Below are 21,078 nucleotides of genomic sequence, written 5' to 3' on the forward strand. Positions count from 1 at the left end.
CCATGTACGATCGCGAGAAGAATCTGTTCGACTCCTACGCCGCCAAACGCATCAGCCGGCGTGATCTGCTGGATGGCGCCGCCAAGCTCGGCATCGCCGGCGTTGCTGCCAACGCGGCCTATGTCTCCGCAATGTCGCGGGCCATGGCGGCGGACTTCAACTGGAAGGCCTATAGCGGCAAGACGGTCAAGCTGCTGTTGAACAAGCATCCCTATGTCGATGCGATGATCGGCGATATCGAGGCCTTCAAGGCGCTGACGGGAATGAACGTCGCGTACGACATCTTCCCGGAGGACGTCTATTTCGACAAGGTCACCGCGGCGCTGTCCTCGAAATCGGACCAGTACGACGCCTTCATGACCGGCGCCTACATGACCTGGACCTACGGTCCGGCCGGCTGGATCGAGGATCTCAACGCCTACATCAAGGACCCCGCAAAGACCAACCCGGCCTTCGCCTGGGACGACGTGCTGCCCGGCCTTCGTTCCTCGACGGCATGGGACGGCGTTGCCGGCTCCGAGCTCGGCTCGGGCAAGGCCAAGCAATGGTGCATCCCGTGGGGCTATGAGCTCAACAACATCACCTACAATCGCAACATCTTCGACAAGGTCGGCGTCAAGCCGCCGAAGAATCTCGACGAGCTGCTCGACGTCGCCGCCAAGATCACCAAGGACGCGGGCGGACCTTACGGCGTCGGCGTGCGCGGCTCGCGATCGTGGGCCACGATCCATCCCGGCTTCCTCTCGGCCTATTCGAATTTCGGCCAGAAGGATTTCGTGATGGAGGGCGGCAAGCTGAAGGCCGCCATGAACACCAAGGCCTCCAAGGAGTTTCACGAGAAATGGGTCAAGATGATCCAGACCTCGGGGCCGAAGAACTGGTCGACCTACACCTGGTACCAGGTCGGCACCGATCTCGGCGCCGGCGCCTCCGGCATGATCTTCGACGCCGACATTCTCGGCTACTTCATGAACGGCGGCGAGAACAAGGAGAGGGGCCATCTCGGCTATGCGCCGTTCGCGGCCAATCCGGCCGCCAAGGCGCCGACGCCGAACGTCTGGATCTGGTCGCTTGCGCTCTCCAGCTTCTCCAAGCAGAAGGACGCGACCTGGCTGTTCATGCAATGGGCGGCCTCGACCGAGCACGATCTGTTCGGCGCCCGCAAGATGGATTTCGTCAATCCGGTGCGCGCGTCGGTCTGGAAGGACAGCGAATTCCGCGATCGGATCGCAAAGTCCTATCCGGGCTATCTCGAGCAGCATGATCTGTCCTCGCCGGGTGCCAAGATCTACTTCACGGCCCAGCCGCTGTTCTTCGACCTGACGACGGAATGGGCGGCTTCGCTCCAGAAGATGGTAGCCAAGGAGGTCAGCGTCGACGAGGGACTCGACAAGCTCGCCGACAGCATCAACCGCCAGCTCAAGCAGTCAGGCCTTGGTTGAACGGCCTTGGTTGAACAGCCTTGGTTGAACAGCCTTGGCTGAGCTTGCCGCCTACGATGCCTTGCGTGGCGCCCATTCCTCCGCGCCACGCCAACTCGCCGGTTCGGAACGCCCATCCGGTCCGGGCCGGCGATGTTGAAGCCAATGCGTGATCCCGTATCATCATGAGCATGGTCCAGTTGTCCCAGACGAATGTGCTGCCGCGCCGCACCACGAGGCTGCGCGGGCGCATGCTGCCCTATCTGCTCAGCCTGCCGGCCCTGCTGGTCTGCATCGCCATCCTCGTGCCCTTCGTGACGGCGGCGATCTATTCGCTCCAGCGCTACCGGCTGAACCTGCCTCATCTGCGCGGCTTCATCGGGGTCGACAATTACATCGACTTTCTCTCCGATCCCGCCTTCTGGAACACGCTTCGCATCTCGCTCACCTATACCGCCTTGACGGTGGTGCTCGAGCTGCTGCTCGGCCTCGGCATTGCCCTGCTGCTGCGGCGGCCGACGCGCTTTCACAATGCGGTGTCCATCGCGCTGCTGCTGCCGTTGATGACGGCGCCCGCGATCGCGGCGCTGATGTGGAAGCTCATGACCAACCCGAGCTTCGGCATCCTGTCCTATCTCGTGAGCCTGCTCGGCGTGCACGACTTCAAATGGGCGTCCGATCCTTCGAGCGCATTGTTCACGGTGGTGCTGGTGGACGTCTGGGTCTACACGCCCTTCATCATGATCCTGCTGCTGGCGGGCCTGCGCTCGCTGCCGCGGCAGCCGTTCGAGGCCGCCGCGCTCGATGGTGTCCCGGCCAGCTTCGTGTTCTTCCGCATCACGCTGCCGATGCTCGCGCCCTACATCATCACGGCGTCGCTGTTTCGCCTGCTGGATTCGATCCAGCAGTTCGACATCATCTATGCGATGACGCAGGGCGGTCCCGGTGACCGGCTGATGGTGTTCCAGGTCCAGGCCTATCTCGAATTCTTCCAATACACCAATGTCGGCCGTTCGGCGGCACTGCTGATGATCCTGTGGCTGATCACCAATATCCTGTCGAACATCTTCATCAAGAACTGGCTGCGCCTGCGGGCGCGCGCCCACGGCCACGCGTGAGGCACGGGAGGCGGCGATGGATCATTCCAGTCTCGCAGGACGAATCTTCCGCGGTATGGCGCTCGCGCTCGTGCTCGTGTTCTTCATGTTTCCGATCGTCTGGATCTTCCTGATGTCGTTCCAGGCCAACGAGCAGATCCTGCGGATTCCGCCGCACATCCTGTTCGAGCCGACGCTGGCCAACTACCAGGCCTTGATCTCGGGGCAGCTGCGGACCGCTGCCGGCAATCTCGAAATATCCTTCATGCGCAACCTCGTGAACAGCTTTGCGCTGTCGAGCGCTGCCGTGGTGCTGGCCCTGCTGCTCGGCGTGCCCGCGGCCTACGCCTTTGCGCGGTTCAAGTTCCGGCTCGGCGAGACCATCGCCTTCACGCTGCTGTCGTTCCGCTTCGCGCCGCCGCTGCTGGTGCTGTTGCCGCTGTCGCTGTACTACCAGCAGCTCGGCCTCAACGACACCTATTTCGGCATCGTCTGGGTCTATCAGCTCATCGCGCTGCCGCTGATCCTGTGGATCGTGCGCGGCTATTTCGAGGACATCAGCCCCGACATCGAGCATGCCTATCGCCTCGCCGGTCATACCTGGCGCGAGGCATTCACGCGGATCGCGGTGCCGCTCGCAGGACCTGGCATCGCGGCAGCCGGCCTGCTGTCCTTCATCTTTTGCTGGAACAATTTCGTGTTCGCACTGATCCTGGCCTCGGCCGACAAGCAGCCTGTGACCGTGGGTGCGCTGGCGTTCGTCACGGCGTCCGGCATTCAGTACGGCCAGATCGCAGCCGCGATCGTGCTCTCGGTCACGCCGACCCTGCTGCTCGCGCTGTACGCGCAGCGCTATCTGGTCGAAGGCCTGTCGCTCGGTGCGGTGAAAGGCTGACAGCATGGCGCGTCTTGAACTCAACGCCGTCGGCAAGTCGTTCGGCCCGGTCCGCTGCGCCGAGGATTTTTCGCTGGCGGTCGAGCCCGGCGAAATCGTCGCGGTGTTCGGTCCGTCCGGCAGCGGCAAGACCGTGCTCCTGCGCATGATCGCGGGCATGTTCGAACCGGACGAGGGAGATATCCTGGTCGGCGGTCGATCGATCGTGGGCGCGCCGCCCGAGCAGCGCGGGATCGGCATGGCCTTCCAGAACTTTGCCCTGTTTCCCCACATGAGCGCGCAGAACAACATCGCCAGCGGCCTGCGAGCCAAGGCGGGCGCCGCGGAGGTGGCGAGCCGGGTCAAGTCGATCAGCCGGCTGCTGAAGATCGAGCATGTGCTCGGCCACAGGCCGCGCGAATTGTCGAACGGGCAGAAGCAGCGCACCGCGCTCGCGCGCGCCCTGATCGGCAACCCGGATGTGCTGCTGCTCGACGATCCCTTGCGCAATGTCGATGCCAAGCTGCGCTACGAGATGCGGCTCGAATTGCCGAGCCTGCTGCGGCGGAGCTCGGCCGCAGTCCTCTACGTCACCCAGGACTATCGCGAGGCGATGGCGATCGCCGACCGGATCGCGGTGCTGGTCGACGGCCGCCTGGTGCAGGTCGCGCGTCCCGAGGAGATCTATGCCAGGCCCGCGTCGGTTGCGGTCGCGCGCCTGTTCGGCGATCCCAGCATCAATCTCGCGGAGGTCGAGCCGGTCGCCGCGCAGGGCGGGCTCAGCGCGCAGGTGGCGGGGACGCCCGTGCGGCTCGACGCCGCCGATCTCGCGATCGTCGATCACGGTCCGTGCTGGCTCGGCGTGCGTCCGGATGATCTCGTCATCAGCCGCCAAGCCGGCGAAAACGCCATGCCGGCGCGTATCGTCGCGGTCACGCCGATGCACGAGAAGGCCGTGCTGCTGCTGCGCTTCGCCGACGGATCCGAGTGGCTCGCCGCCCTGCCGCAGGGCTCGGCCATGGCGAGCGCGGAGGACGGGGTCTTCGTTCGCTTCGCGCCGGAGACGGCGCTTCTGTTCGACCGTGCAACGGGTCTGCGCGTCGGACTGTCGCATCGACGGCAGGCGGCATGAGGAGACCGGGATAGGCATGGGCATGCTCGAGATCAGCAAGGTCGACAAGGTCTATCAGAGCCGCGGCAAGCCGCCGGTCCATGCGGTGCGCGCGCTCGACATGGAGGTCGGCAAGGGGGAGATCGTCGCGCTGCTGGGCTCGTCGGGCTGCGGCAAGACCTCGACCTTGCGGATGATCGCGGGCTTCGAGAGCGTCACCTCGGGGGCGATCACGCTCGGCCGGCGCCGGATCGACCAATTGCCGCCGGCGAAGCGCAGGGTGGCGATGGCCTTCGAAGGCTATTCGCTCTATCCGCCGCTCACCGTGCGCGAGAACATCGCCTTCGCCCTGAAGGCGCAGCAGCTCTCGTATGCCGAGGTGACCCGGCGTGTCGAGGCGATCGCGCAGCTGGTCGAGATCGCCGATATCCTGGACAGCTATCCACGCTCGATTTCCGGAGGGCAGCAGCAGCGTGTCTCGCTGGCGCGCGCCCTGGTGCGCGATGCCGATCTGTATCTGCTGGATGAGCCGATGGGCCAGCTCGAGCCGCAGCTGCGCGCGGTGCTGCGCGGACGGATCAAAGGCTTGCTTGCCGAGCGCGGCATGACGGCGATCTTCGTCACCCACGATCAGACCGAGGCGAGCGCGCTTGCCGACCGCATCGCGGTCATGGAGGATGGCGTGCTTCAGCAGTTCGCCAGCGAACGGGAGCTGAAGGATCATCCGGCGAACCTGTTCGTTGCGAGCTTCATCGGCGAGCCGCCGATGAACCTGCTCGAGACCGAGGTGGCGCAGGCCGATGGCGGTTTTCGCCTCTCGATCGGGGCGGATCTCGCGTTCAGCTTGGAAGGGCAAACGCTCGATGCCGCCGCCGGCCGCGCGCTCGCGCAGAGCACGCGCCTGCGCGTCGGCATAAGACCGCAGAAGATCGCCGTCGGCAGCGGCGATGTGCGCGTGCGCGTCGTCTCCAACCAGTGGCTGGGCGACCAGTCGCATGTCGCAGGCGAATGCGACGGCCGCCTCCTCATCGCGGTGACGCCGAACAAGATCACAGCGCGGCCCGGGGACATCCTGCCGTTCGCGCTGGAGGCACGGCATCTTCATTTGTTTGGCGCCGACGGCAACTGCATTCACCATGCGGAGGCAGCCCGACCATGAGCATCTTGCCTGGCCGCGACGTCATCATCGGCATTGATGCCGGCACGTCCCTGATCAAGACGGTCGCGTTCACGCGCGACGGGCGGCAGCTCGGCGAATACGCGCTTCCGAACAGCTACACGACGTCAGCCGGCGGCCATGTCGAGCAGGACATGGCGCGGACCTGGAACGACACAATTGCCGCCCTGCGCGGCCTGGTGGTGGCGATCCCCGATCTCGCATCGCGGCTCGCCGCCATCGCGGTGACGGGCCAGGGCGACGGCACCTGGCTGATCGATGATGACGGCCGTCCCGTCGCGCCCGCCTTGCTGTGGCTGGATTCCCGCGCGGCCGGCCTCGTCGAGCGGATCCGCGACAGCGAGCGCAATGCGGCGCTCTATCGGCGGACCGGCTCGGGGCTCAATGCCTGCCAGCAAGGACCGCAACTGGCCTGGTTGGAGGCGCATGCGCCCGAGACCCTGTCGCGCGCCCGCACCGCCTTTCATTGCAAGGACTGGCTGTATTTCCTGCTCACCGGCGAGCGTGCGACCGATCCGTCGGAGGCGACCTTCTCCTGCGGCGATTTCCGCAAGCGCCGGTTCGACGCCGAAACCGCGCGCCTGATCGGGATCGCCGATTGCATGCCCCTGTTTCCCGACGTCGTCGACGGTGTCGTGACCACGCATCCGCTGAACGCCGCCGCGGCGCGCGAGATCGGTCTGCCGCAGGGCGTTCCGGTCTCGCTCGGCTATGTCGACGTGATCTGCAATGCGCTGGGGGCCGGACTCTACGATCCGGCTCCCGATGTCGGCTGCACCATCATCGGCTCGACCGGCATGCATATGCGCCTCGCGCCCAGCGCCGATGCGGTGGTCCTCAATGCCGAGGCCACCGGCTATACCATGCCGTTTCCGGTCTCCGGTCATTATGCGCAGATGCAATCGAACATGGCGGCGACGCTGAATATCGACTGGCTGCTGGACCTCGCACGCGATCTGCTCGCCGCCGAAGGTATCGCGCGCTCGCGCGCCGATCTGATCGGACGGCTCGATGAGCGCGTCATGCAAGCGCAACCCGGCGAACTCTTGTTCCACCCGTTCATTTCCGATGCCGGCGAGCGCGGCCCGTTCGTCGCGCACGAGGCCTGCGCGCAATTCCTGGGGTTGCGCACCCGCCACGGCTATTGGGATCTGATGCGGGCGGTGATGGAAGGGCTCGCCTTCGCCGCCCGCGATTGCTACGCCGCGATGGGCGCACTGCCGCGCGACCTGCGCATCACCGGCGGCGCGGCGCGGAGCCGCGCACTGGGCGCGATCCTTGGCGCTGTGCTCGAATGCAACGTGCGCGTCTGTAGCCGCGGCGAGGCGGGCGCTGCCGGCGCCGCCATGATCGCGGCGGTGGCGACCGGCCTCTATCCGGACATGACGGCCTGTGCGGATGCGTGGGTGCGGCCATATCTTGCGACGCCGCAAACGCCGGACGCGGCATTGGCGTCGCATTATGGACGGCTGTTTCCGGCCTATCTGAATGCCAGGCTCGCGGCGCGGCCGGTCTGGAAGCAACTCGCGGCCGTGCGTGCGGGAGCCGGCCATGCCTAGCAAGATTGCCATCGTCGGGGACCGCTTCATGCTGCCGAAGGTCTTTGCCGAACGGATCACGGCGGCCTGTGGCAGCGCCATCGACATCCGCGTTCTGGAGCAGCCATGGCCGGACGAGCCGATGGAGCATGGCTATGCCGGCTCCAAGCTCGACGGACTGAAGGAGTTCATGGGCGATCCCGATGAGGTCGTGAACTTCATCGGCGACGCGGCATTGCTGGTGACGCATCTTGCGCCGGTCTCGCGATCGATGCTGCAGCGCCTGCCGGGCCTCAAATTCATCGCGGTCTCGCGCGGCGGCCCGGTCAATATCGACATGCAGGCCGCGCGCGACCACAGGGTGCTCGTGGTCAACACGCCCGGCCGCAACGCCAGCGCCGTGGCCGAGTTCACCATCGGCGCGATTCTCGCTGAAACGCGCCTGATCCGCAGCGGGCATGAATACCTGCGCGGCGGCGAATGGCGCGGCGACCTCTATCGCGCCGATCGCACCGGGCGCGAGCTCGGCGAGATGACCGTCGGCATCGTCGGCTATGGCGCGATCGGCACGCGCGTCGTAAAGCTGCTCAAGGCGTTCGGCTGCAAGATCCTGGTGACGGACCCCTACGTCCAGCTCAGCGCGCAGGATCGTAATGACGGCGTCGAGCATGTCGGCCTCGGCGAGCTCCTGGCGCGCGCCGACGTGATCAGCCTGCATGCGCGCGTGACTGCCGAGACCACCGGCTTCATCGATCGCGCGGCGCTGGCGCAGGTCAAGCCGGGCGCCATCTTCATCAATACGGCGCGTGGCCCCCTGGTCGACTACCAGGCGCTGTTCGAGGCGCTGTCGGCCGGACGGCTCGGCGGGGCCATGCTCGACACCTTTGCCGTGGAGCCGGTGCCCGCCGACTGGCCGCTGCTGCAATTGCCTAACGTCACGCTGACGCCCCATATTGCTGGAGCCTCGTTGCGCACCGTCACCATTGCCGCCGATCAGGCGGCGGAAGAGGTTCGCCGCTATCTTGCCGGCGAGCCGCCGCTCAATCCGTGCTGAAGACGAAAGGTATCTTGCCATGACCCGCGAGGAGCGACAGTTGCGCGAGGCGATCATCGCCAAATGTCGGTGGATGAACGCTTCGGGCCTCAATCAGGGCACGTCGGGCAACATCTCCGCCCGCTACAAGGACCGGATGCTGATCACGCCGTCCGCGACGCCCTATGACGCGATGAAGCCGGAGATGATCGCAGCGATGCCGCTCGATCGCGACGACGGCTCCTGGGACGGGCCGTTGAAGCCGTCGACCGAATGGCGCTTTCATCTCGACATCATGCGCGGCCGTCCCGATGTCGGCGGCGTCGTCCACACCCATTCGACCTATGCGACCGTGCTCGCGATCGCGCGCAAGCCGATCCCGGCCTGCCACTACATGATGGCCGCGTTCGGCGGCAATGACATCCGTTGCGCCGGCTACGCGCGCTACGGCACGGCGGAATTGTCCGAGCTGGCGCTCGCCGCGCTCGAAGGCCGTAACGGCTGCCTGCTGGCCAATCACGGCATGATCGCGGTCGGCGCCAACCTCGACAAGGCGATGTGGCTGGCGGTCGAGCTCGAGACCATCGCGCGGCAATATTATCTCTCGCTTGCATTGGGATCGCCGCACATTCTCAGCGAAGCCGAGATCGCCGACACCGCGAAGGGATTCTCGACCTACGGTCTCCAGCAGCCCGAAGGTTCCAAGTCCAGGGCTTCCAGGCCGAAGCCGGGCAGGGCGGGCGCATCGGCAAAGGCGGCAGCGCGGCAACGGGTCGAGAAGAAGCGCAGCAGGACGTGATGACCGGGGCTGCGCCGCACGCGGGCAGGGATCACGGGCTGGTCGACATCGCCATCATCGGCGGTGGCATCAACGGGGCCGGCATCGCGCGCGATGCGGCGGGCCGCGGCCTGAAGGTTCTGCTGTGCGAGAAGGGTGATCTTGCCGAGGGCACCTCGTCGCGCTCGGGCAAGCTCGTTCACGGCGGGCTGCGCTACCTCGAGTATTACGAGTTTCGCCTGGTGCGCGAAGCCTTGATCGAGCGCGAGGTTCTGCTCGCCTCCGCGCCGCACATCATCTGGCCGATGCGTTTCGTGCTGCCCCACTCGCCCGAGCAGCGGCCAGGGTGGCTGGTTCGCAGCGGGCTGTTTCTCTATGACCATCTCGGCGGTCGCAAGCGTCTGCCGTCGAGCCGTGGTCTCGATCTCACGCACGCGCCTGAGGGCGCGCCGCTGCGCTCGGAGTTTCGCCGCGGGTTTGAATACTCGGATTGCTGGGTCGATGACGCCCGGCTCGTGATCCTCAATCTGGTTGATGCCGCGCACAACGGCGCGATCATCCTGCCCCGCACCCGCGCGTTGCGTGCGCGCCGGGAAGCGGGCGTATGGCACCTTGAGATGCAGGGAGATGACGGCGGTACGCAGATCGTCCGGGCGCGAGCGCTGGTCAATGCCGCAGGTCCCTGGGTCCAGGACGTCGTCCAGAGTGTCGCCGGGCTGAACTCCTCGCACAATGTGCGGCTGGTCAAGGGAAGTCACCTGGTTGTGCCAAAATTCTGGAGTGGGCCGCAGGCCTATCTGCTCCAGAACGCGGACCGTCGCGTCATCTTCGTCAACCCTTACGAGAGGGATCTGGCGCTGATCGGCACGACGGACATTTCCTATGACGGCGGCGTGGAAGACGTTGCGATCGACGAGGGCGAGATCGCCTACCTGTTCGGCGTCCTGCGCCGTTACTTTCGCGCCCCGCCGGACGAGCGGGAGATCGTTCATTCATTTTCCGGCGTAAGGCCACTTTACGACGACAATACCGAGAACCCCTCGGCGGTCACGCGCGACTATGTTTTCGAGGTTCACGGCGCAGAAGGCGTGCCGCCGCTGCTCTCGATCTTCGGCGGCAAGATCACGACCTACCGCCGGCTCGCAGAACACGCGCTGCAACGTCTCGAGCCATGGTTTCCGCAGATGTCGCCCAGCTGGACGGCGGGACGGAAGCTGCCGGGCGGCGACATCGGGAGTGACTTCGATGCCTTCATCGTCGAACTGGCGCGCGAATATCCCGATCTTCCGCGCAAGCTGGTCCATCACTATGCGCGCCTGTACGGCACGCGTGCGCGCGAGCTGCTGGGTCCGGCCCGCGTCTCGGCCGATCTCGGCCGGCATTTCGGTGGCGACTTTTACGAACGTGAGGTCGCGTTCCTGCGCGAGAAGGAGTGGGCCAGGGCGCCCGCGGACTTCCTGGACCGGCGTACCAAACATGGCTTGCATCTGACGCAGGCGCAACGGGACGCCTTTGCCCGCCTCATCTAGGTCGCCGCCACCATGGCGCGTCGCAGCGAAGCGTGCCCGATGCCGCCGGCCTGCCGCACCACGAAGCCATCCGAACCTCGATTAGTTGGAAGACGACGTGCGCACAACGTGCACTGGCCGATCAAGAAGATCTATCGACGGCAAGTGCCGATGGCCGCATTTCGAGGGATGTGGCTTTGAAGTGAGTTGTGAGGGCGAGCACTTAACTGCTCTGCCGATGGAGCAGGATGAAACGCGTATCGATGACTGTCTGTGCTGGCTGGAATCGGAAATCTCCCCGATCGACGTCACCATGACGTTCGAGCCGCCCTGGCAGCCCTCGATGATCTCGCCGGGCGTGAGGTCATCGCTCGGCTTTGCCGAGGTGAATTGATCCGGCGAGGCGGCCGTGACGGGAGCCGCTGCGCCGGCTAGACGCCGTCGGAGCCCGATCCCGACCAGACCTTTGCGGGTGCGCGAAGCTTCGCGAGGTCGAGCAGATTGATCGCCCGGGCGGCGATCTGGTCGATCACCTCATCCAGCGACTGTGGCCTCAGGTAGAAGGCCGGCATCGGCGGGGCAATGATCGCGCCGATCTCGGTTGCCTGCAGCATGCTGCGCAAATGGCCGAGATGCAGCGGGCTCTCGCGGACCAGCAACACCAGCCGGCGCCGCTCCTTGAGCTGCACGTCGGCCGCGCGCGTCAGGAGGTTCTCGAGCTGCCCCCAGGCGATGGCCGAGAGCGTACGGATCGAGCACGGCGCCACGATCATTCCCGCGACCGGATACGAGCCGCTGGCGATCGCGGCGCCGACGTCCGAATGCAGATGATGGCGGAAGGCGAGCGCGCGCAGCCGCGCCAGCGCATCGCTCCCCACTTCCTCGCTCAGCGTACGCTCGGCCGCGGGCGAGACCACGAGGTGCACTGCGTAGTGCGGATCGTCGGCCAGCAGCTCGACGATGCGCATGCCGATCGCGGCGCCCGAGGCGCCGCTGATGCCGACGATCAGGCCTTGCCGCCCGCTCATGTGGGGACCGGTGTGCGTGCGGGCGCACCGGAAAGGCCGAGGCTCGACCACATCGCATCGACACGTGCGACCACGGCGGGATCCATGGTCAGCGGAACGCCCCATTCGCGATCCGTCTCGGGTGGAATCTTGGTGGTGGCGTCGATGCCGAGCTTGCCGCCGAGCCCCGATTTCGGCGAGGCGAAGTCGAGATAGTCGATCGGCGTGTCGGTGAGGGTCACAAGATCGCGCGAGGCGTCGCTGCGCGTCGAGACCGCCCACATCACGGCCTGCCAGTCGCGGACGTCGATGTCGTCGTCGACCACGATCAGGAGCTTGGTGTAGCTGAACTGCGGCAGCATCGACCACAGGCCGAGCATCAGCCGCCGCGCCTGGCCGGGATAGCGCTTCTTGATCGCCGCGACCGCAATGCGATAGGAGCAGGCCTCCGGAGGCAGCCAGCAATCGGTCACTTCAGGGAATTGCTGACGGATCAGCGGCACGAACAGGCGGTTGAGCGCCTCGCCGATCCGCGACGGCTCGTCCGGCGGCCGGCCCGTGAAGGTCGAGAGATAGACGGGCTGCCGCCTGTTGGTGATCGCAGTCACGCGCATCACGGGAAATTCCTCGACGGAATTGTAGTACCCGGTGTGATCGCCATACGGGCCCTCGGGCGCGGTCTCGGTGGCGGAGACGAAGCCCTCGATGACGATTTCGGCCTCGGCCGGGATCGCGAGCGGGACGGTGAGGCATGGCGCGAGATCGGGCCGTTCGCCGCGCAGGATTCCGGCGAAGCGCAGCTCCGACATGGTCTCGGGCAGCGGCAGCACCGCGGCCAGGATGGTGGCTGGATCGGCCCCGATGACGATCGCGACCGGCATGTCGCGCCCGATCGCCTTCCATTGCTGGTGATGGCGGGCGCCGCCGCGATGCGCAAGCCAGCGGATGATGGCGCGGTCGCGACCGAGCACCTGGATGCGGTAGACGCCGACATTCTCCTCCTGGTCGGCCGTGGCGGAGGCCGGCGGCACGGTGATCACGAGCGGCCAGGTGATCAGCGGCGCCGGCTCGCCGGGCCAGCAGATCTGCACCGGCAATCTCGCGAGATCGATGTCGGGGCCCATCGCGACGCAATCCTGCACCGGGGCGGCCGCGCGCGTGCGCGGGCGCGTCGCCAGTGCCGCGCGGGCGAGTGGAAGCTTGCCGAAGGCCTCCCTGATGCTGTTGGGCGGTCGCGGCGCGCGCAGCTCGGCCATCAGCTGGCCCAGCTCTTCGAGGCGGTCGGGCGTGACCCCCATGCCCCACGCGATCCGCTCGACCGTTCCAAACAGATTGGTGAGGAGCGGCATCTCCGAGGGGCGGCCGTCGGCCTTGACGGGCTGCTCGAACAATAATGCCGGCCCGTGTGCCCCGAGCACACGCCGGTGGATTTCCGTGATCTCGTGGACGACGGAGACTTTCTCGCGAATGCGTCGCAACTGCCCCCGGCTTTCGATGAAGCGCAGGAAGTCGGCAAGGTCGCGGAAGCGCGGCACATCACGTTGCAACTGGAGAAGCTCCCAAAAAATCACAGCTAGCCGGCCTGTTTTTGGTCTTCATTGTTCCGGCTCAAATACAGCGGCGTGCATTCCGTCCAGATGTGGCGTCATGAATGACCCGTCCGCCGCATCGTCCGGTCCATTGCCGACGATTCCGCCGCTTGTCGCATTGGCCATGCGTCCGCTGCCTCTGCTGCCGTTGCAGCTCGCTCTCGGCGCTGTCCTGCGGGGCATCCACCGGCGCAACCCTGCGATATTCGACCGGCTGGGCGTGCACGCCCGCGCGCGGTTCGGCATCAGGCCGATCGATCTGCCCTTTGCCTTCGTGGTCGAGGCGAAGCCGCCGCGCCTGTCCGTCGTGCGCGAGCTGCCGCAAGGTCTGGATGCGCGCATCTCGGCCTCGCTCGCCAATCTGCTGGCTCTGCTCGAAGGCAGGGTCGATGGCGATGCGTTGATGTTCTCGCGCGAGCTCGTCGTCGAGGGCGATGTCGAGGCGGTGCTGGCGCTGCGCAATGCGATCGACGACGCCCAGCTCGATCTCGCCACTGAACTGTCTTCGCTGTTCGGCCCGCTGGGCGCGCCGGCGAGGCGCGTGTTCGATGCCGCCCGGGGTCATGTGATCGGCTCATCGGGGCAAAGCGAGCAATCGAGATGATGGAACTGATCTGTCCCGCCGGGACGCCGGCGGCGCTGAAGAGCGCCATCGATGCCGGCGCCGACGCGATCTATTGCGGCTTCAACGACGAGACCAACGCGCGCAACTTTCCGGGGCTGAATTTCAGCCGCGACGAGCTGCGCAAGGGGATCGCGCTGGCGCATGGTCGCGGCGCGAAGATCCTTGTGGCCATCAACACCTTCCCGCGCGCCGCCGCCGTCGACATCTGGCATCGCGCCGTGGACGATGCGGTGAGTGCCGGAGCCGATGCACTGATCCTCGCCGACATCGGATTGATGGACTACACGGCGCGGCGCCATCCGAGCCAGCGCTTGCACGTCTCGGTTCAGGCCGCGGCCGCGAATCCGGACGCCATCGCCTTCTATGCCGAAAATTTCGGGGCGCGGCGCGTCGTGCTGCCGCGTGTCCTGAGCGTGCCGGAGATCGCCGAGATCACCCGGGAGTCGGCCTGCGAGACCGAGGTCTTCGTGTTCGGCGGCCTCTGCGTGATGGCCGAGGGGCGCTGCTCGCTGTCGTCCTATGCCACCGGCAAATCGCCGAACATGCAGGGCGTCTGCTCGCCGCCGAGCCATGTGACCTACGAACAGACCGCGGAGGGGACCAAGTCCAGCCTCGGCGGCTTCACCATCAACCGGTTCGGGACGAGCGAGCCCGCCGGCTATCCGACGCTGTGCAAGGGCCGTTTTTCGACCGCACAGGGCGCTGCTTACATTTTCGAAGATCCCGTCAGCCTGGACGCCACGACCCTGCTCAGGGGTTTGCGCGATGCGGGCGTGACCGCGCTCAAGATCGAGGGCCGCCAGCGCGGCCGCGCCTATGTCGAAAGCGTGGTGCGCCATTTCCGCCATGCGCTCGCGGCGCTCGAGAGCGGCAGCGAGACGGACATTGCGAGCCTGAAGCCGTTCACCGAAGGCCAGGCCTCCACGCTCGGCGCCTATCGCAAGACCTGGCGCTAAAAGACCTGGCGTTGATCTTTTCGAATATGTGAGATCCAGCGATGCAACTCAGCCTCGGTCCAGTTCTGTACAATTGGGCGCCGGAACGCTGGCGCGACTTCTATTTCCGTATCGCCGACGAAGCGCCGGTCGAAATCGTATCGGTCGGCGAGGTCGTCTGCTCGAAACGGTCGCCGTTCATCGCCGACTACATCCCGGCCGTGGTCGAACGGTTGCAGAAGGCAGGCAAGCAGGTGCTGCTGGGCTCGCTGATCCTGGTCTCGCTGCGGCGCGAGCGCCGCCAGACCGAAGAGCTCGCTTCGGCTGAAGGCGTGCTGGTCGAGGTGAACGATCTGACCTGTCTCAGGGCGCTCGCAGGCCGGCCGCATGCCATCGGGCCCTTCGTCAACATCTACAACGAGGCGAGCGCGGCCTTTCACGCCGCGCAGGGGGCGGAGCGCATCTGCCTGCCGCCCGAGTTGCCGCTGGCCTCGGTGGCGGCGATCGCGAAGGCCGTTCCCGATGTCACGATCGAGCTGTTCGCGTTCGGCAGGGTGCCGCTGGCGATCTCCGCCCGCTGCTATCATGCGCGCCTTCACAAGCTCGCCAAGGATAATTGCCGCTTCGTCTGTGAGAAGGATCCGGATGGTCTGATTCTGAACACGCTGGAGCAGCAGGATTTTCTGACCATCAACGGCGTGCAGACCCTGTCTCACACCTGCGCCAATCTGCTTGGGGAGGCCGGCCTGTTGCGCGAGAGCAATGTCGGCTCGCTGCGCCTGTCGCCGCAGGATTGCGACATGGTCGCCGTCGCCAGGACCTTTCGCGACGTGCTCGACGGTCGCGACGATGTCGACGGCGGCAACCGCCGGCTTGCGGCGGCCTATCCTGGTGTGCCGTTTTCGAATGGGTTCCTGTGGGCGGAGCCGGGTCACCTCTATCGTCAGGCCCGATCGGGGGATGCGCACGGCCCGGTGTCGCAGATCGGGGCCGTCCAATCCGGATAGAGCTAGGGTTTCGTCCGGATAATCCCAGGAAATCGCCAGGAAATCGCCAGGAACAGTTTCGGCGGCGCTCCGTTAGCGCAGCAAACTTCCCGGGAGTTGTCCATGACCGATTATCCAAAGCCTCCCTATCCGCCGCAGCAGCAACCGATGCCCGGTTCGACGCGGGCGATGCGGCCTCGGCCGGATCATGGCGAGGAGAGTTACAAGGGCGCCGGGCGCCTGGCAGGAAAAAAGGCGCTGATCACCGGCGGCGACAGCGGCATCGGCCGTGCGGTCGCGATCGCCTATGCGCGTGAAGGTGCCGACATCGTCATCTCCTATCTGAACGAGGACGAGGATGCGGCCGAGGTCAAGGCGCTGGTGGAGCGGGAGAGACGCAAGGTCGTCCTGATCCCCGGCGATATCAGCAATCCCGATCACTGCCGGTCGATCGTGCGTCGTACTGTGGAGGAACTCGGCGGCATCGATATCCTGGTCAACAATGCTGCGCATCAGGCCACGTTCAAGGACATCGCCGACATCAGCGACGAGGAATGGCAGCGCACGTTCGCGACCAACATCCACGCCATGTTCTATCTGACCAAGGCCGCCGTCCCCCATATGCGGCCGGGCGCTGCGATCATCAACACGGCGTCGGTGAACTCGGACATGCCAAACCCGACGCTGCTGGCCTACGCCACGACCAAGGGCGCCATTCAGAATTTTACGGGTGGGCTTGCCCAGATGCTGGCCGAGCAGGGCATTCGGGTCAACGCGGTGGCCCCGGGTCCGATCTGGACGCCGCTGATCCCGTCGACCATGTCGGAGGAGAGGGTCAAGAACTTCGGCAAGCAGGTCCCGATGCAGCGCGCCGGCCAGCCGGCCGAGCTCGCAACCGCCTATGTCATGCTGGCCGATCCGCTCTCGAGCTACACTTCGGGAGCGACGCTCGCCGTCACCGGCGGGAAGCCGTTCATCTGATCATCTGATCGAACGCGCCTGGAGCGTGTTGAGATCTGAGCGCACGCCTCGTCCTTCGAGACGGCCGCTTCGCGGCCTCCTCAGGATGAGGCTAAGCAGCATTCGTGCTTGTCGAAACGATTGCCGCGCCACCCAGTCCTCATCCTGAGGGCCCGCCAACGGCGGGCGTCTCGAAGGATGGCCACAGGCGAGATCACCCCATACGCACTAGCCCGGCGACACGCGGGGGCGATGTTTCGCATTCCGCTCTAGCAGAGGATCGTGGCGGCGCCGGAGGCCGGGCCGCCACGTCTCAATCGGCAGATCAGGCGGCGTTGGACGCCTTGGCGTTGACGCCCTTGCGCAGCGCCACCGTGTTCAGCTTGGTGTTGGCCGCCTTCTCCTCGTTCAAATTGGTCGTGAGGAAGCGCACGATGTCGTCGTGGCCGAGTTTTTCTGCCCAGGCGATCAGCGTGCCGTAGCGGCATATTTCGTAGTGCTCCACAGCCTGCGCGTTGGCGACGATCGCGGCGTCGAGCACGGCCTTGTCCTCGATCTCACCGGCGGTCGCGTCGGCTTCCTCGATGAGGCCGTCGATGGCCGGACACTGCGTGCCGCTGGGCTCCTTGCCGAGCTTGGCGAACACTTTGTCGAGCCGTTCAACCTGCTTGTTGGTCTCGTCCAGATGCGCCTTCAGGCCGGCGGCGAGGTCTCTGTTGGTGGCCTTGTCGATCATCTTCGGCAGCGCCTTCAGGATCTGCCGCTCCGCGTAATAGATGTCCTGCAGCCCGTGCAGCAGCAGGTCTTCCATCGATTTGATGTCCTTGGTGAAGAAACCCATAAATGACGCCTCCTTTTCACAATGATGGCAGTGGAACGCTCCACGGCGGCAGCTGTTCCATTCCGTGTCCAGACCAGGAGAGCCGAATGAACGATGGAATTGATCATCTTGCGAGCCTGCTCGGACGCGCGGCGATGGACGTGTGGGGCGACATGCCGCGCGACATCCAGGAAGCGCTGTTCGAGACCGCCATGAAGGGACGCGAGACCGAGCGCGAGGACCTCGCCCGGCTGCTGCACGAGCGGCATCCACGCACGCTTCATCCGGCCCGCCCGGGATGATGCGGGGAAGCGGAACGATCGTGCCGGCTCATGATTGGTAAAACTGAGTGACGTGTCGCCGAATGGCTTCGAGCAGGCCGCGGCAGGCGCATCGCGGACCGTTGATCAAATCTGTGAGTTGATCGCCGTGACTGAGGTGAACATCGGAAAATGGTACGACCCGATCTCGGAACGATGGATCGTGCCTCGCGAAACGCACACCATCGTCCGATATGGTCAGCCCGGCGCCGAGAAGGCGCCGGACGGGCACGAGAGAGGCGAGACGCAGCGGATCTGGCAGCTGCTGGTCGATTGCTGCGCACGTGGATGATGCCGGCGGGCCCCGGCGCCGGGCGTTGGCGCGCCGCTATGGCCGGGCGGCAATGGCCGTCATCTCGAGCTTGACGCCCGGACCGAGGTCGGCCACGCCGATTGCGGCACGTGCCGGCAGATGAGCTTCGGCAAAGTGCGCTTTCCAGGCTGCGTTGAACTCTGCCTTCTCCTTGAGATCAGCCATGTAGATCGTCACCTGCAAGACGTGGGCTGGATCGGATCCGAGGGTCTTCAACAGCTGCGTCAATTGGGTGAGTACGTCGTTGGCCTGGCCCGACATATCGAGGCTGGTGTCCTCGGGGACGATGCCGCCGATGTAAAGCACGCCATTGTGCTCGACCACTTCGTGGAGCAGACCTTCGTACGGCAAGCCGCGTTTGATCATGAGGAGTCCGTTGTCGCTGTGAGAGCAGCGGCATATCGCACATTCCAGGCAAACGCGAGCGCCGGAGTCTGCGAATCGCAGCCGCATGGTCCGGCGAGGGGTTGCCAGCCGTCCTCGCGCACGACAGCCCCGCGTTTCTGTCGGCGCTGATCTCGACGACATCCCGGCCTGATCGGTATACTGCCACCTCGTACCGGAACAAGGAACACATGATGGACGATACGATTGGCTTTCCCGACCCCGGTCTTGACCTGTCGGACGGCTTCAGGCCGCACACCTCGCATTGGGGCGTGTTTTCCGCGCGTCAGGGCGCGGCCGGCCTCGAGGTCAGGGCCTATGCGGGCGATCCCGATCCGAACGGCATCATCGACAATTTTCCCGGTGCGCTCCGCCACCAGGCGCGCATCGCCCAGCCGGCGATCCGCCGCGGCTGGCTCGAGCGCGGGCCGGGCCCCGACAATCGCCGCGGCCGCGACGAGTTCGTCCCGGTGAGCTGGGAGAAGGCGCTCGATCTGCTCGGCGACGAGCTCGGCCGCATCCGCGATACGCGCGGGCCGGGCGCCGTGTTCGGCGGTTCCTATGGCTGGTCGAGTGCCGGGCGTTTTCATCATGCCCAGAGCCAGGTGCATCGCTTCCTCAACATCGCGATGGGCGGCTATGTGCGCTCGGTGAACACCTACTCTTCCGGTGCGTCCTCGGTGTTGCTGCCGCAGATTCTGGCGGGCTACGAGGACATCACCAAGCGCAACGTCACCTGGGAGCAGATCGCGGCCGAAACCGAGATCGTGCTGGCCTTCGGCGGCATGGCGCTGAAGAACTCCATGGTGGCCGGCGGCTCGATCAGCAAGCACGTCGAGCGCGGCGCGATGGCGGCGGCGCGGCTCCGCGGCTGCGAATTCATCCTGGTCAGCCCGCTGCGTGACGATTTGCCGGTGGAGGCCGGTGCCGAATGGATGAGTTGCGTGCCCGGCACCGATACCGCACTTATGCTCGGCATCGTCCACACGCTGGTGACTGAGGGGCTGCACGATCAGGCCTTCCTCGATCGCTACACCGAAGGCTGGCCGGTCTTCCTGCGCTATCTCACCGGCGAGAGCGACGGGCAAGCCAAGCACGCCGAATGGGCTGCGGCGATCTCAGGCGTCGCGGCCGACACGATCCGAAAGCTGGCGCGCCGGCTCGCCGGAAAGCGGGCGCTGATCACCGTCTCGCATTCGCTGCAGCGCGCCGAGCATGGCGAGCAGCCGGTGTGGATGGGCATGGTGCTGGCGGCAGCCCTCGGCCAGATCGGCCTTCCCGGCGGTGGCTACGCCTATTCGCTCGGGGCGATCGGCTATTACGGCCGCCGCGTCAACGACGTGCCGGGGCCGACGCTGGGGCAGGGCCGCAACGGCGTCGCCGATTTCATTCCGGTGGCCCGCATCGCCGACATGCTGCTCAATCCCGGCACCACCTATCGCTACAATGGCGAGACGCGCACCTATCCGGATATCCGTCTCGTCTATTGGGCCGGCGGCAATCCCTTCCATCATCACCAGGATATCAACCGCCTGCGCAAGGCCTTTGCGCAACTCGATACGTTCGTCGTGCACGAGCTGGCCTGGACTGCCACGGCCCGGCACGCCGACATCGTGCTGCCCGCGACGATGACGCTCGAGCGCGAGGACATCGGTTATTCCACCAACGATCCCCTCATGGTCGCCATGCACCGGATCGCCGAGCCGTTTGGGCTGGCGCGCGACGATTACGATATCTTCGCCGATCTCGCCGAGCGTTTAGGGGCCGGCGAACCCTTCACCGAGGGGCGCACGTCGCGGCAATGGCTGGAGCATCTCTACGAGCCGACCCGCGCCTCGCTCGCCAAGCGCGGCCTGGAGGCGCCGAGTTTCGACGAATTCTGGACGCGCGGCAGCCTGGTCGTGCCGCAGCAGCCCGATGACGGCGGCCGGCTGCGTCGTTTCCGCGAGGATCCCGTCAATCACGCGCTGCCGACGCCGAGCGGCCGCATCGAGATTTATTCGGCGAAGATCGCGGCCCATGGCGATGCCGATTGTCCGGGGCATCCGGTCTGGCTGGAGAAGTCCGACATGCCGAAGCCCGGCTCGCCGTGCTTCCTCGTCGCCAATCAACCGGTGACGCGCCTGCACAGCCAGCTCGATTTCGGCGGTCATTCGCTTGCTGCCAAGCATCGCGGCCGCGAGGTCGCCCGCATGAATCCGGTCGACGCGGACGCGCGCGGCATCAGGGATGGCGACATCATCCGCCTGTTCAACGCGCGCGGCGCCTGCCTTGCCGCGGTCCACGTCACCGACGGCATCGCCCCCGGCGTCGTGCAGCTTCCGACCGGTGCCTGGTACGATCCGATGGATCCGGAGGACGAGGCACCGCTCTGCGTTCACGGCAATCCCAACGTGCTCACCCGCGACGTCGGCACCTCGTCCCTGGCGCAGGGCTGCACCGGTCAGCTGACGACGGTCGAGGTGGAGAAGTTCACCGGCAATCTGCCACCGATCCGCGCGTTCGATCCGGCATAGGGAGCGGCAGCAACTAAATCCAAAAGACTATGGATTTGGTCGATAAGGGAATTCGCTGGCCCTTAGCTCGGCTTGCACATGTTGTT

General features: G+C 65.8%; 21 protein-coding genes. 17 read left to right on the forward strand and 4 right to left on the reverse strand.

Going from position 1 to position 21,078, the window contains the following annotated elements:
* Positions 1 to 2 precede the first annotated feature (2 nt).
* From D6B98_RS03440 to D6B98_RS40485, 10 genes are all read left to right on the forward strand, one after another.
* A complete protein-coding gene (locus D6B98_RS03440) occupies positions 3 to 1,442 on the forward strand; it encodes an ABC transporter substrate-binding protein (RefSeq protein WP_126255509.1) in 1,440 nt (479 codons plus the stop codon).
* A gap of 170 nt (positions 1,443 to 1,612) precedes the next feature.
* A complete protein-coding gene (locus D6B98_RS03445; protein ID WP_205680441.1) occupies positions 1,613 to 2,539 on the forward strand; it encodes a carbohydrate ABC transporter permease in 927 nt (308 codons plus the stop codon).
* A 16-nt stretch (positions 2,540 to 2,555) separates the two neighbouring features.
* A complete protein-coding gene (locus D6B98_RS03450; RefSeq protein ID WP_126255511.1) occupies positions 2,556 to 3,413 on the forward strand; it encodes a carbohydrate ABC transporter permease in 858 nt (285 codons plus the stop codon).
* A gap of 4 nt (positions 3,414 to 3,417) precedes the next feature.
* Positions 3,418 to 4,524, forward strand: coding sequence for an ABC transporter ATP-binding protein (locus D6B98_RS03455; protein WP_126255512.1), 1,107 nt, complete (start codon positions 3,418 to 3,420; stop codon positions 4,522 to 4,524).
* A gap of 22 nt (positions 4,525 to 4,546) precedes the next feature.
* Positions 4,547 to 5,662 (forward strand): ABC transporter ATP-binding protein, encoded by a 1,116-nt coding sequence (locus D6B98_RS03460; protein WP_126255513.1) that lies wholly within the window; start codon positions 4,547 to 4,549, stop codon positions 5,660 to 5,662.
* Entirely contained in the window at positions 5,659 to 7,239 is a 1,581-nt protein-coding gene (locus D6B98_RS03465; RefSeq protein WP_126255514.1) for an FGGY-family carbohydrate kinase, read from the forward strand. Before D6B98_RS03460 ends, D6B98_RS03465 begins: the two co-directional genes overlap by 4 nt.
* Positions 7,232 to 8,272 (forward strand): 2-hydroxyacid dehydrogenase, encoded by a 1,041-nt coding sequence (locus D6B98_RS03470; RefSeq protein ID WP_126255515.1) that lies wholly within the window; start codon positions 7,232 to 7,234, stop codon positions 8,270 to 8,272. The genes D6B98_RS03465 and D6B98_RS03470 overlap by 8 nt, the downstream gene beginning before the upstream one ends.
* Before the next feature lie 19 nt (positions 8,273 to 8,291).
* On the forward strand, positions 8,292 to 9,050 hold the full coding sequence (locus tag D6B98_RS03475; protein WP_126255516.1) for a class II aldolase/adducin family protein: 759 nt from the start codon (positions 8,292 to 8,294) through the stop codon (positions 9,048 to 9,050).
* Complete coding sequence (locus D6B98_RS03480) at positions 9,050 to 10,558, forward strand: glycerol-3-phosphate dehydrogenase (RefSeq protein WP_126255517.1); 1,509 nt, start codon at positions 9,050 to 9,052, stop codon at positions 10,556 to 10,558. The genes D6B98_RS03475 and D6B98_RS03480 overlap by 1 nt, the downstream gene beginning before the upstream one ends.
* 217 nt (positions 10,559 to 10,775) lie before the next feature.
* Positions 10,776 to 10,931, forward strand: coding sequence for a hypothetical protein (locus D6B98_RS40485; protein ID WP_205680442.1), 156 nt, complete (start codon positions 10,776 to 10,778; stop codon positions 10,929 to 10,931).
* Positions 10,932 to 10,968: 37 nt separating this feature from the next.
* Here the strand turns inward: D6B98_RS40485 and D6B98_RS03490 are convergent, their stop codons facing one another.
* Positions 10,969 to 11,565: a UbiX family flavin prenyltransferase gene (locus D6B98_RS03490; RefSeq protein ID WP_126255518.1), complete on the reverse strand. Its 597-nt coding sequence runs from the start codon at positions 11,563 to 11,565 to the stop codon at positions 10,969 to 10,971.
* Positions 11,562 to 13,091 carry a UbiD family decarboxylase gene (locus D6B98_RS03495; RefSeq protein WP_126255519.1) on the reverse strand — a complete coding sequence of 510 codons (1,530 nt, stop codon included), beginning with the start codon at positions 13,089 to 13,091 and terminating at the stop codon, positions 11,562 to 11,564. Before D6B98_RS03495 ends, D6B98_RS03490 begins: the two co-directional genes overlap by 4 nt.
* 100 nt (positions 13,092 to 13,191) lie before the next feature.
* Here D6B98_RS03495 and ubiT point away from each other — a divergent pair, with 100 nt between their 5' ends.
* The 4 genes from ubiT to D6B98_RS03515 all read left to right on the forward strand — a co-directional run bounded on the left by ubiT (position 13,192) and on the right by D6B98_RS03515 (position 16,660).
* Positions 13,192 to 13,737, forward strand: coding sequence for a ubiquinone anaerobic biosynthesis accessory factor UbiT (ubiT, locus tag D6B98_RS03500; RefSeq protein ID WP_126255520.1), 546 nt, complete (start codon positions 13,192 to 13,194; stop codon positions 13,735 to 13,737).
* A complete protein-coding gene (gene ubiU / locus D6B98_RS03505) occupies positions 13,737 to 14,714 on the forward strand; it encodes a ubiquinone anaerobic biosynthesis protein UbiU (RefSeq protein WP_164718410.1) in 978 nt (325 codons plus the stop codon). The genes ubiT and ubiU overlap by 1 nt, the downstream gene beginning before the upstream one ends.
* 41 nt (positions 14,715 to 14,755) lie before the next feature.
* Entirely contained in the window at positions 14,756 to 15,700 is a 945-nt protein-coding gene (ubiV, locus tag D6B98_RS03510; RefSeq protein ID WP_126255522.1) for a ubiquinone anaerobic biosynthesis protein UbiV, read from the forward strand.
* 102 nt (positions 15,701 to 15,802) lie between these two features.
* Positions 15,803 to 16,660 carry an SDR family oxidoreductase gene (locus D6B98_RS03515; RefSeq protein WP_126255523.1) on the forward strand — a complete coding sequence of 286 codons (858 nt, stop codon included), beginning with the start codon at positions 15,803 to 15,805 and terminating at the stop codon, positions 16,658 to 16,660.
* A 304-nt stretch (positions 16,661 to 16,964) separates the two neighbouring features.
* Here D6B98_RS03515 and D6B98_RS03520 read toward each other — a convergent pair whose 3' ends face one another.
* Positions 16,965 to 17,480 carry a YciE/YciF ferroxidase family protein gene (locus tag D6B98_RS03520; protein WP_126255524.1) on the reverse strand — a complete coding sequence of 172 codons (516 nt, stop codon included), beginning with the start codon at positions 17,478 to 17,480 and terminating at the stop codon, positions 16,965 to 16,967.
* 86 nt (positions 17,481 to 17,566) lie between these two features.
* Between D6B98_RS03520 and D6B98_RS03525 the strand changes: the two genes are divergently transcribed.
* Both D6B98_RS03525 and D6B98_RS03530 read left to right on the forward strand, forming a co-directional pair.
* Positions 17,567 to 17,761, forward strand: a complete 195-nt coding sequence (locus tag D6B98_RS03525; RefSeq protein ID WP_126255525.1) for a hypothetical protein — start codon at positions 17,567 to 17,569, stop codon at positions 17,759 to 17,761.
* A gap of 52 nt (positions 17,762 to 17,813) precedes the next feature.
* Positions 17,814 to 18,071 carry a hypothetical protein gene (locus D6B98_RS03530; protein ID WP_126255526.1) on the forward strand — a complete coding sequence of 86 codons (258 nt, stop codon included), beginning with the start codon at positions 17,814 to 17,816 and terminating at the stop codon, positions 18,069 to 18,071.
* Between the two features lie 36 nt (positions 18,072 to 18,107).
* On the opposite strand, the gene D6B98_RS03535 is transcribed toward D6B98_RS03530, so the two are convergent.
* Positions 18,108 to 18,458 (reverse strand): RidA family protein, encoded by a 351-nt coding sequence (locus D6B98_RS03535; RefSeq protein ID WP_126255527.1) that lies wholly within the window; start codon positions 18,456 to 18,458, stop codon positions 18,108 to 18,110.
* 212 nt (positions 18,459 to 18,670) lie between these two features.
* Between D6B98_RS03535 and D6B98_RS03540 the strand changes: the two genes are divergently transcribed.
* Positions 18,671 to 20,992, forward strand: a complete 2,322-nt coding sequence (locus tag D6B98_RS03540) for a molybdopterin guanine dinucleotide-containing S/N-oxide reductase (RefSeq protein ID WP_126255528.1) — start codon at positions 18,671 to 18,673, stop codon at positions 20,990 to 20,992.
* Positions 20,993 to 21,078: the final 86 nt, after the last annotated feature.

The sequence above is a fragment of the Bradyrhizobium sp. LVM 105 genome (assembly GCF_003957705.1).
Classification (GTDB): domain Bacteria; phylum Pseudomonadota; class Alphaproteobacteria; order Rhizobiales; family Xanthobacteraceae; genus Bradyrhizobium; species Bradyrhizobium frederickii.

Bases quoted from the DNA above. Each gene is read 5' to 3' on its own strand.
- D6B98_RS03440 (WP_126255509.1), top strand. From the start codon at position 3: ATGTACGATCGCGAGAAGAATCTGTTCGACTCCTACGCCGCCAAACGC.
- D6B98_RS03445 (WP_205680441.1), top strand. From the start codon at position 1,613: ATGGTCCAGTTGTCCCAGACGAATGTGCTGCCGCGCCGCACCACGAGG.
- D6B98_RS03450 (WP_126255511.1), top strand. From the start codon at position 2,556: ATGGATCATTCCAGTCTCGCAGGACGAATCTTCCGCGGTATGGCGCTC.
- D6B98_RS03455 (WP_126255512.1), top strand. From the start codon at position 3,418: ATGGCGCGTCTTGAACTCAACGCCGTCGGCAAGTCGTTCGGCCCGGTC.
- D6B98_RS03460 (WP_126255513.1), top strand. From the start codon at position 4,547: ATGCTCGAGATCAGCAAGGTCGACAAGGTCTATCAGAGCCGCGGCAAG.
- D6B98_RS03465 (WP_126255514.1), top strand. From the start codon at position 5,659: ATGAGCATCTTGCCTGGCCGCGACGTCATCATCGGCATTGATGCCGGC.
- D6B98_RS03470 (WP_126255515.1), top strand. From the start codon at position 7,232: ATGCCTAGCAAGATTGCCATCGTCGGGGACCGCTTCATGCTGCCGAAG.
- D6B98_RS03475 (WP_126255516.1), top strand. From the start codon at position 8,292: ATGACCCGCGAGGAGCGACAGTTGCGCGAGGCGATCATCGCCAAATGT.
- D6B98_RS03480 (WP_126255517.1), top strand. From the start codon at position 9,050: ATGACCGGGGCTGCGCCGCACGCGGGCAGGGATCACGGGCTGGTCGAC.
- D6B98_RS40485 (WP_205680442.1), top strand. From the start codon at position 10,776: ATGGAGCAGGATGAAACGCGTATCGATGACTGTCTGTGCTGGCTGGAA.
- D6B98_RS03490 (WP_126255518.1), bottom strand. From the start codon at position 11,565: ATGAGCGGGCGGCAAGGCCTGATCGTCGGCATCAGCGGCGCCTCGGGC.
- ubiT (WP_126255520.1), top strand. From the start codon at position 13,192: ATGAATGACCCGTCCGCCGCATCGTCCGGTCCATTGCCGACGATTCCG.
- ubiU (WP_164718410.1), top strand. From the start codon at position 13,737: ATGGAACTGATCTGTCCCGCCGGGACGCCGGCGGCGCTGAAGAGCGCC.
- ubiV (WP_126255522.1), top strand. From the start codon at position 14,756: ATGCAACTCAGCCTCGGTCCAGTTCTGTACAATTGGGCGCCGGAACGC.
- D6B98_RS03515 (WP_126255523.1), top strand. From the start codon at position 15,803: ATGACCGATTATCCAAAGCCTCCCTATCCGCCGCAGCAGCAACCGATG.
- D6B98_RS03520 (WP_126255524.1), bottom strand. From the start codon at position 17,480: ATGGGTTTCTTCACCAAGGACATCAAATCGATGGAAGACCTGCTGCTG.
- D6B98_RS03525 (WP_126255525.1), top strand. From the start codon at position 17,567: ATGAACGATGGAATTGATCATCTTGCGAGCCTGCTCGGACGCGCGGCG.
- D6B98_RS03535 (WP_126255527.1), bottom strand. From the start codon at position 18,458: ATGATCAAACGCGGCTTGCCGTACGAAGGTCTGCTCCACGAAGTGGTC.
- D6B98_RS03540 (WP_126255528.1), top strand. From the start codon at position 18,671: ATGGACGATACGATTGGCTTTCCCGACCCCGGTCTTGACCTGTCGGAC.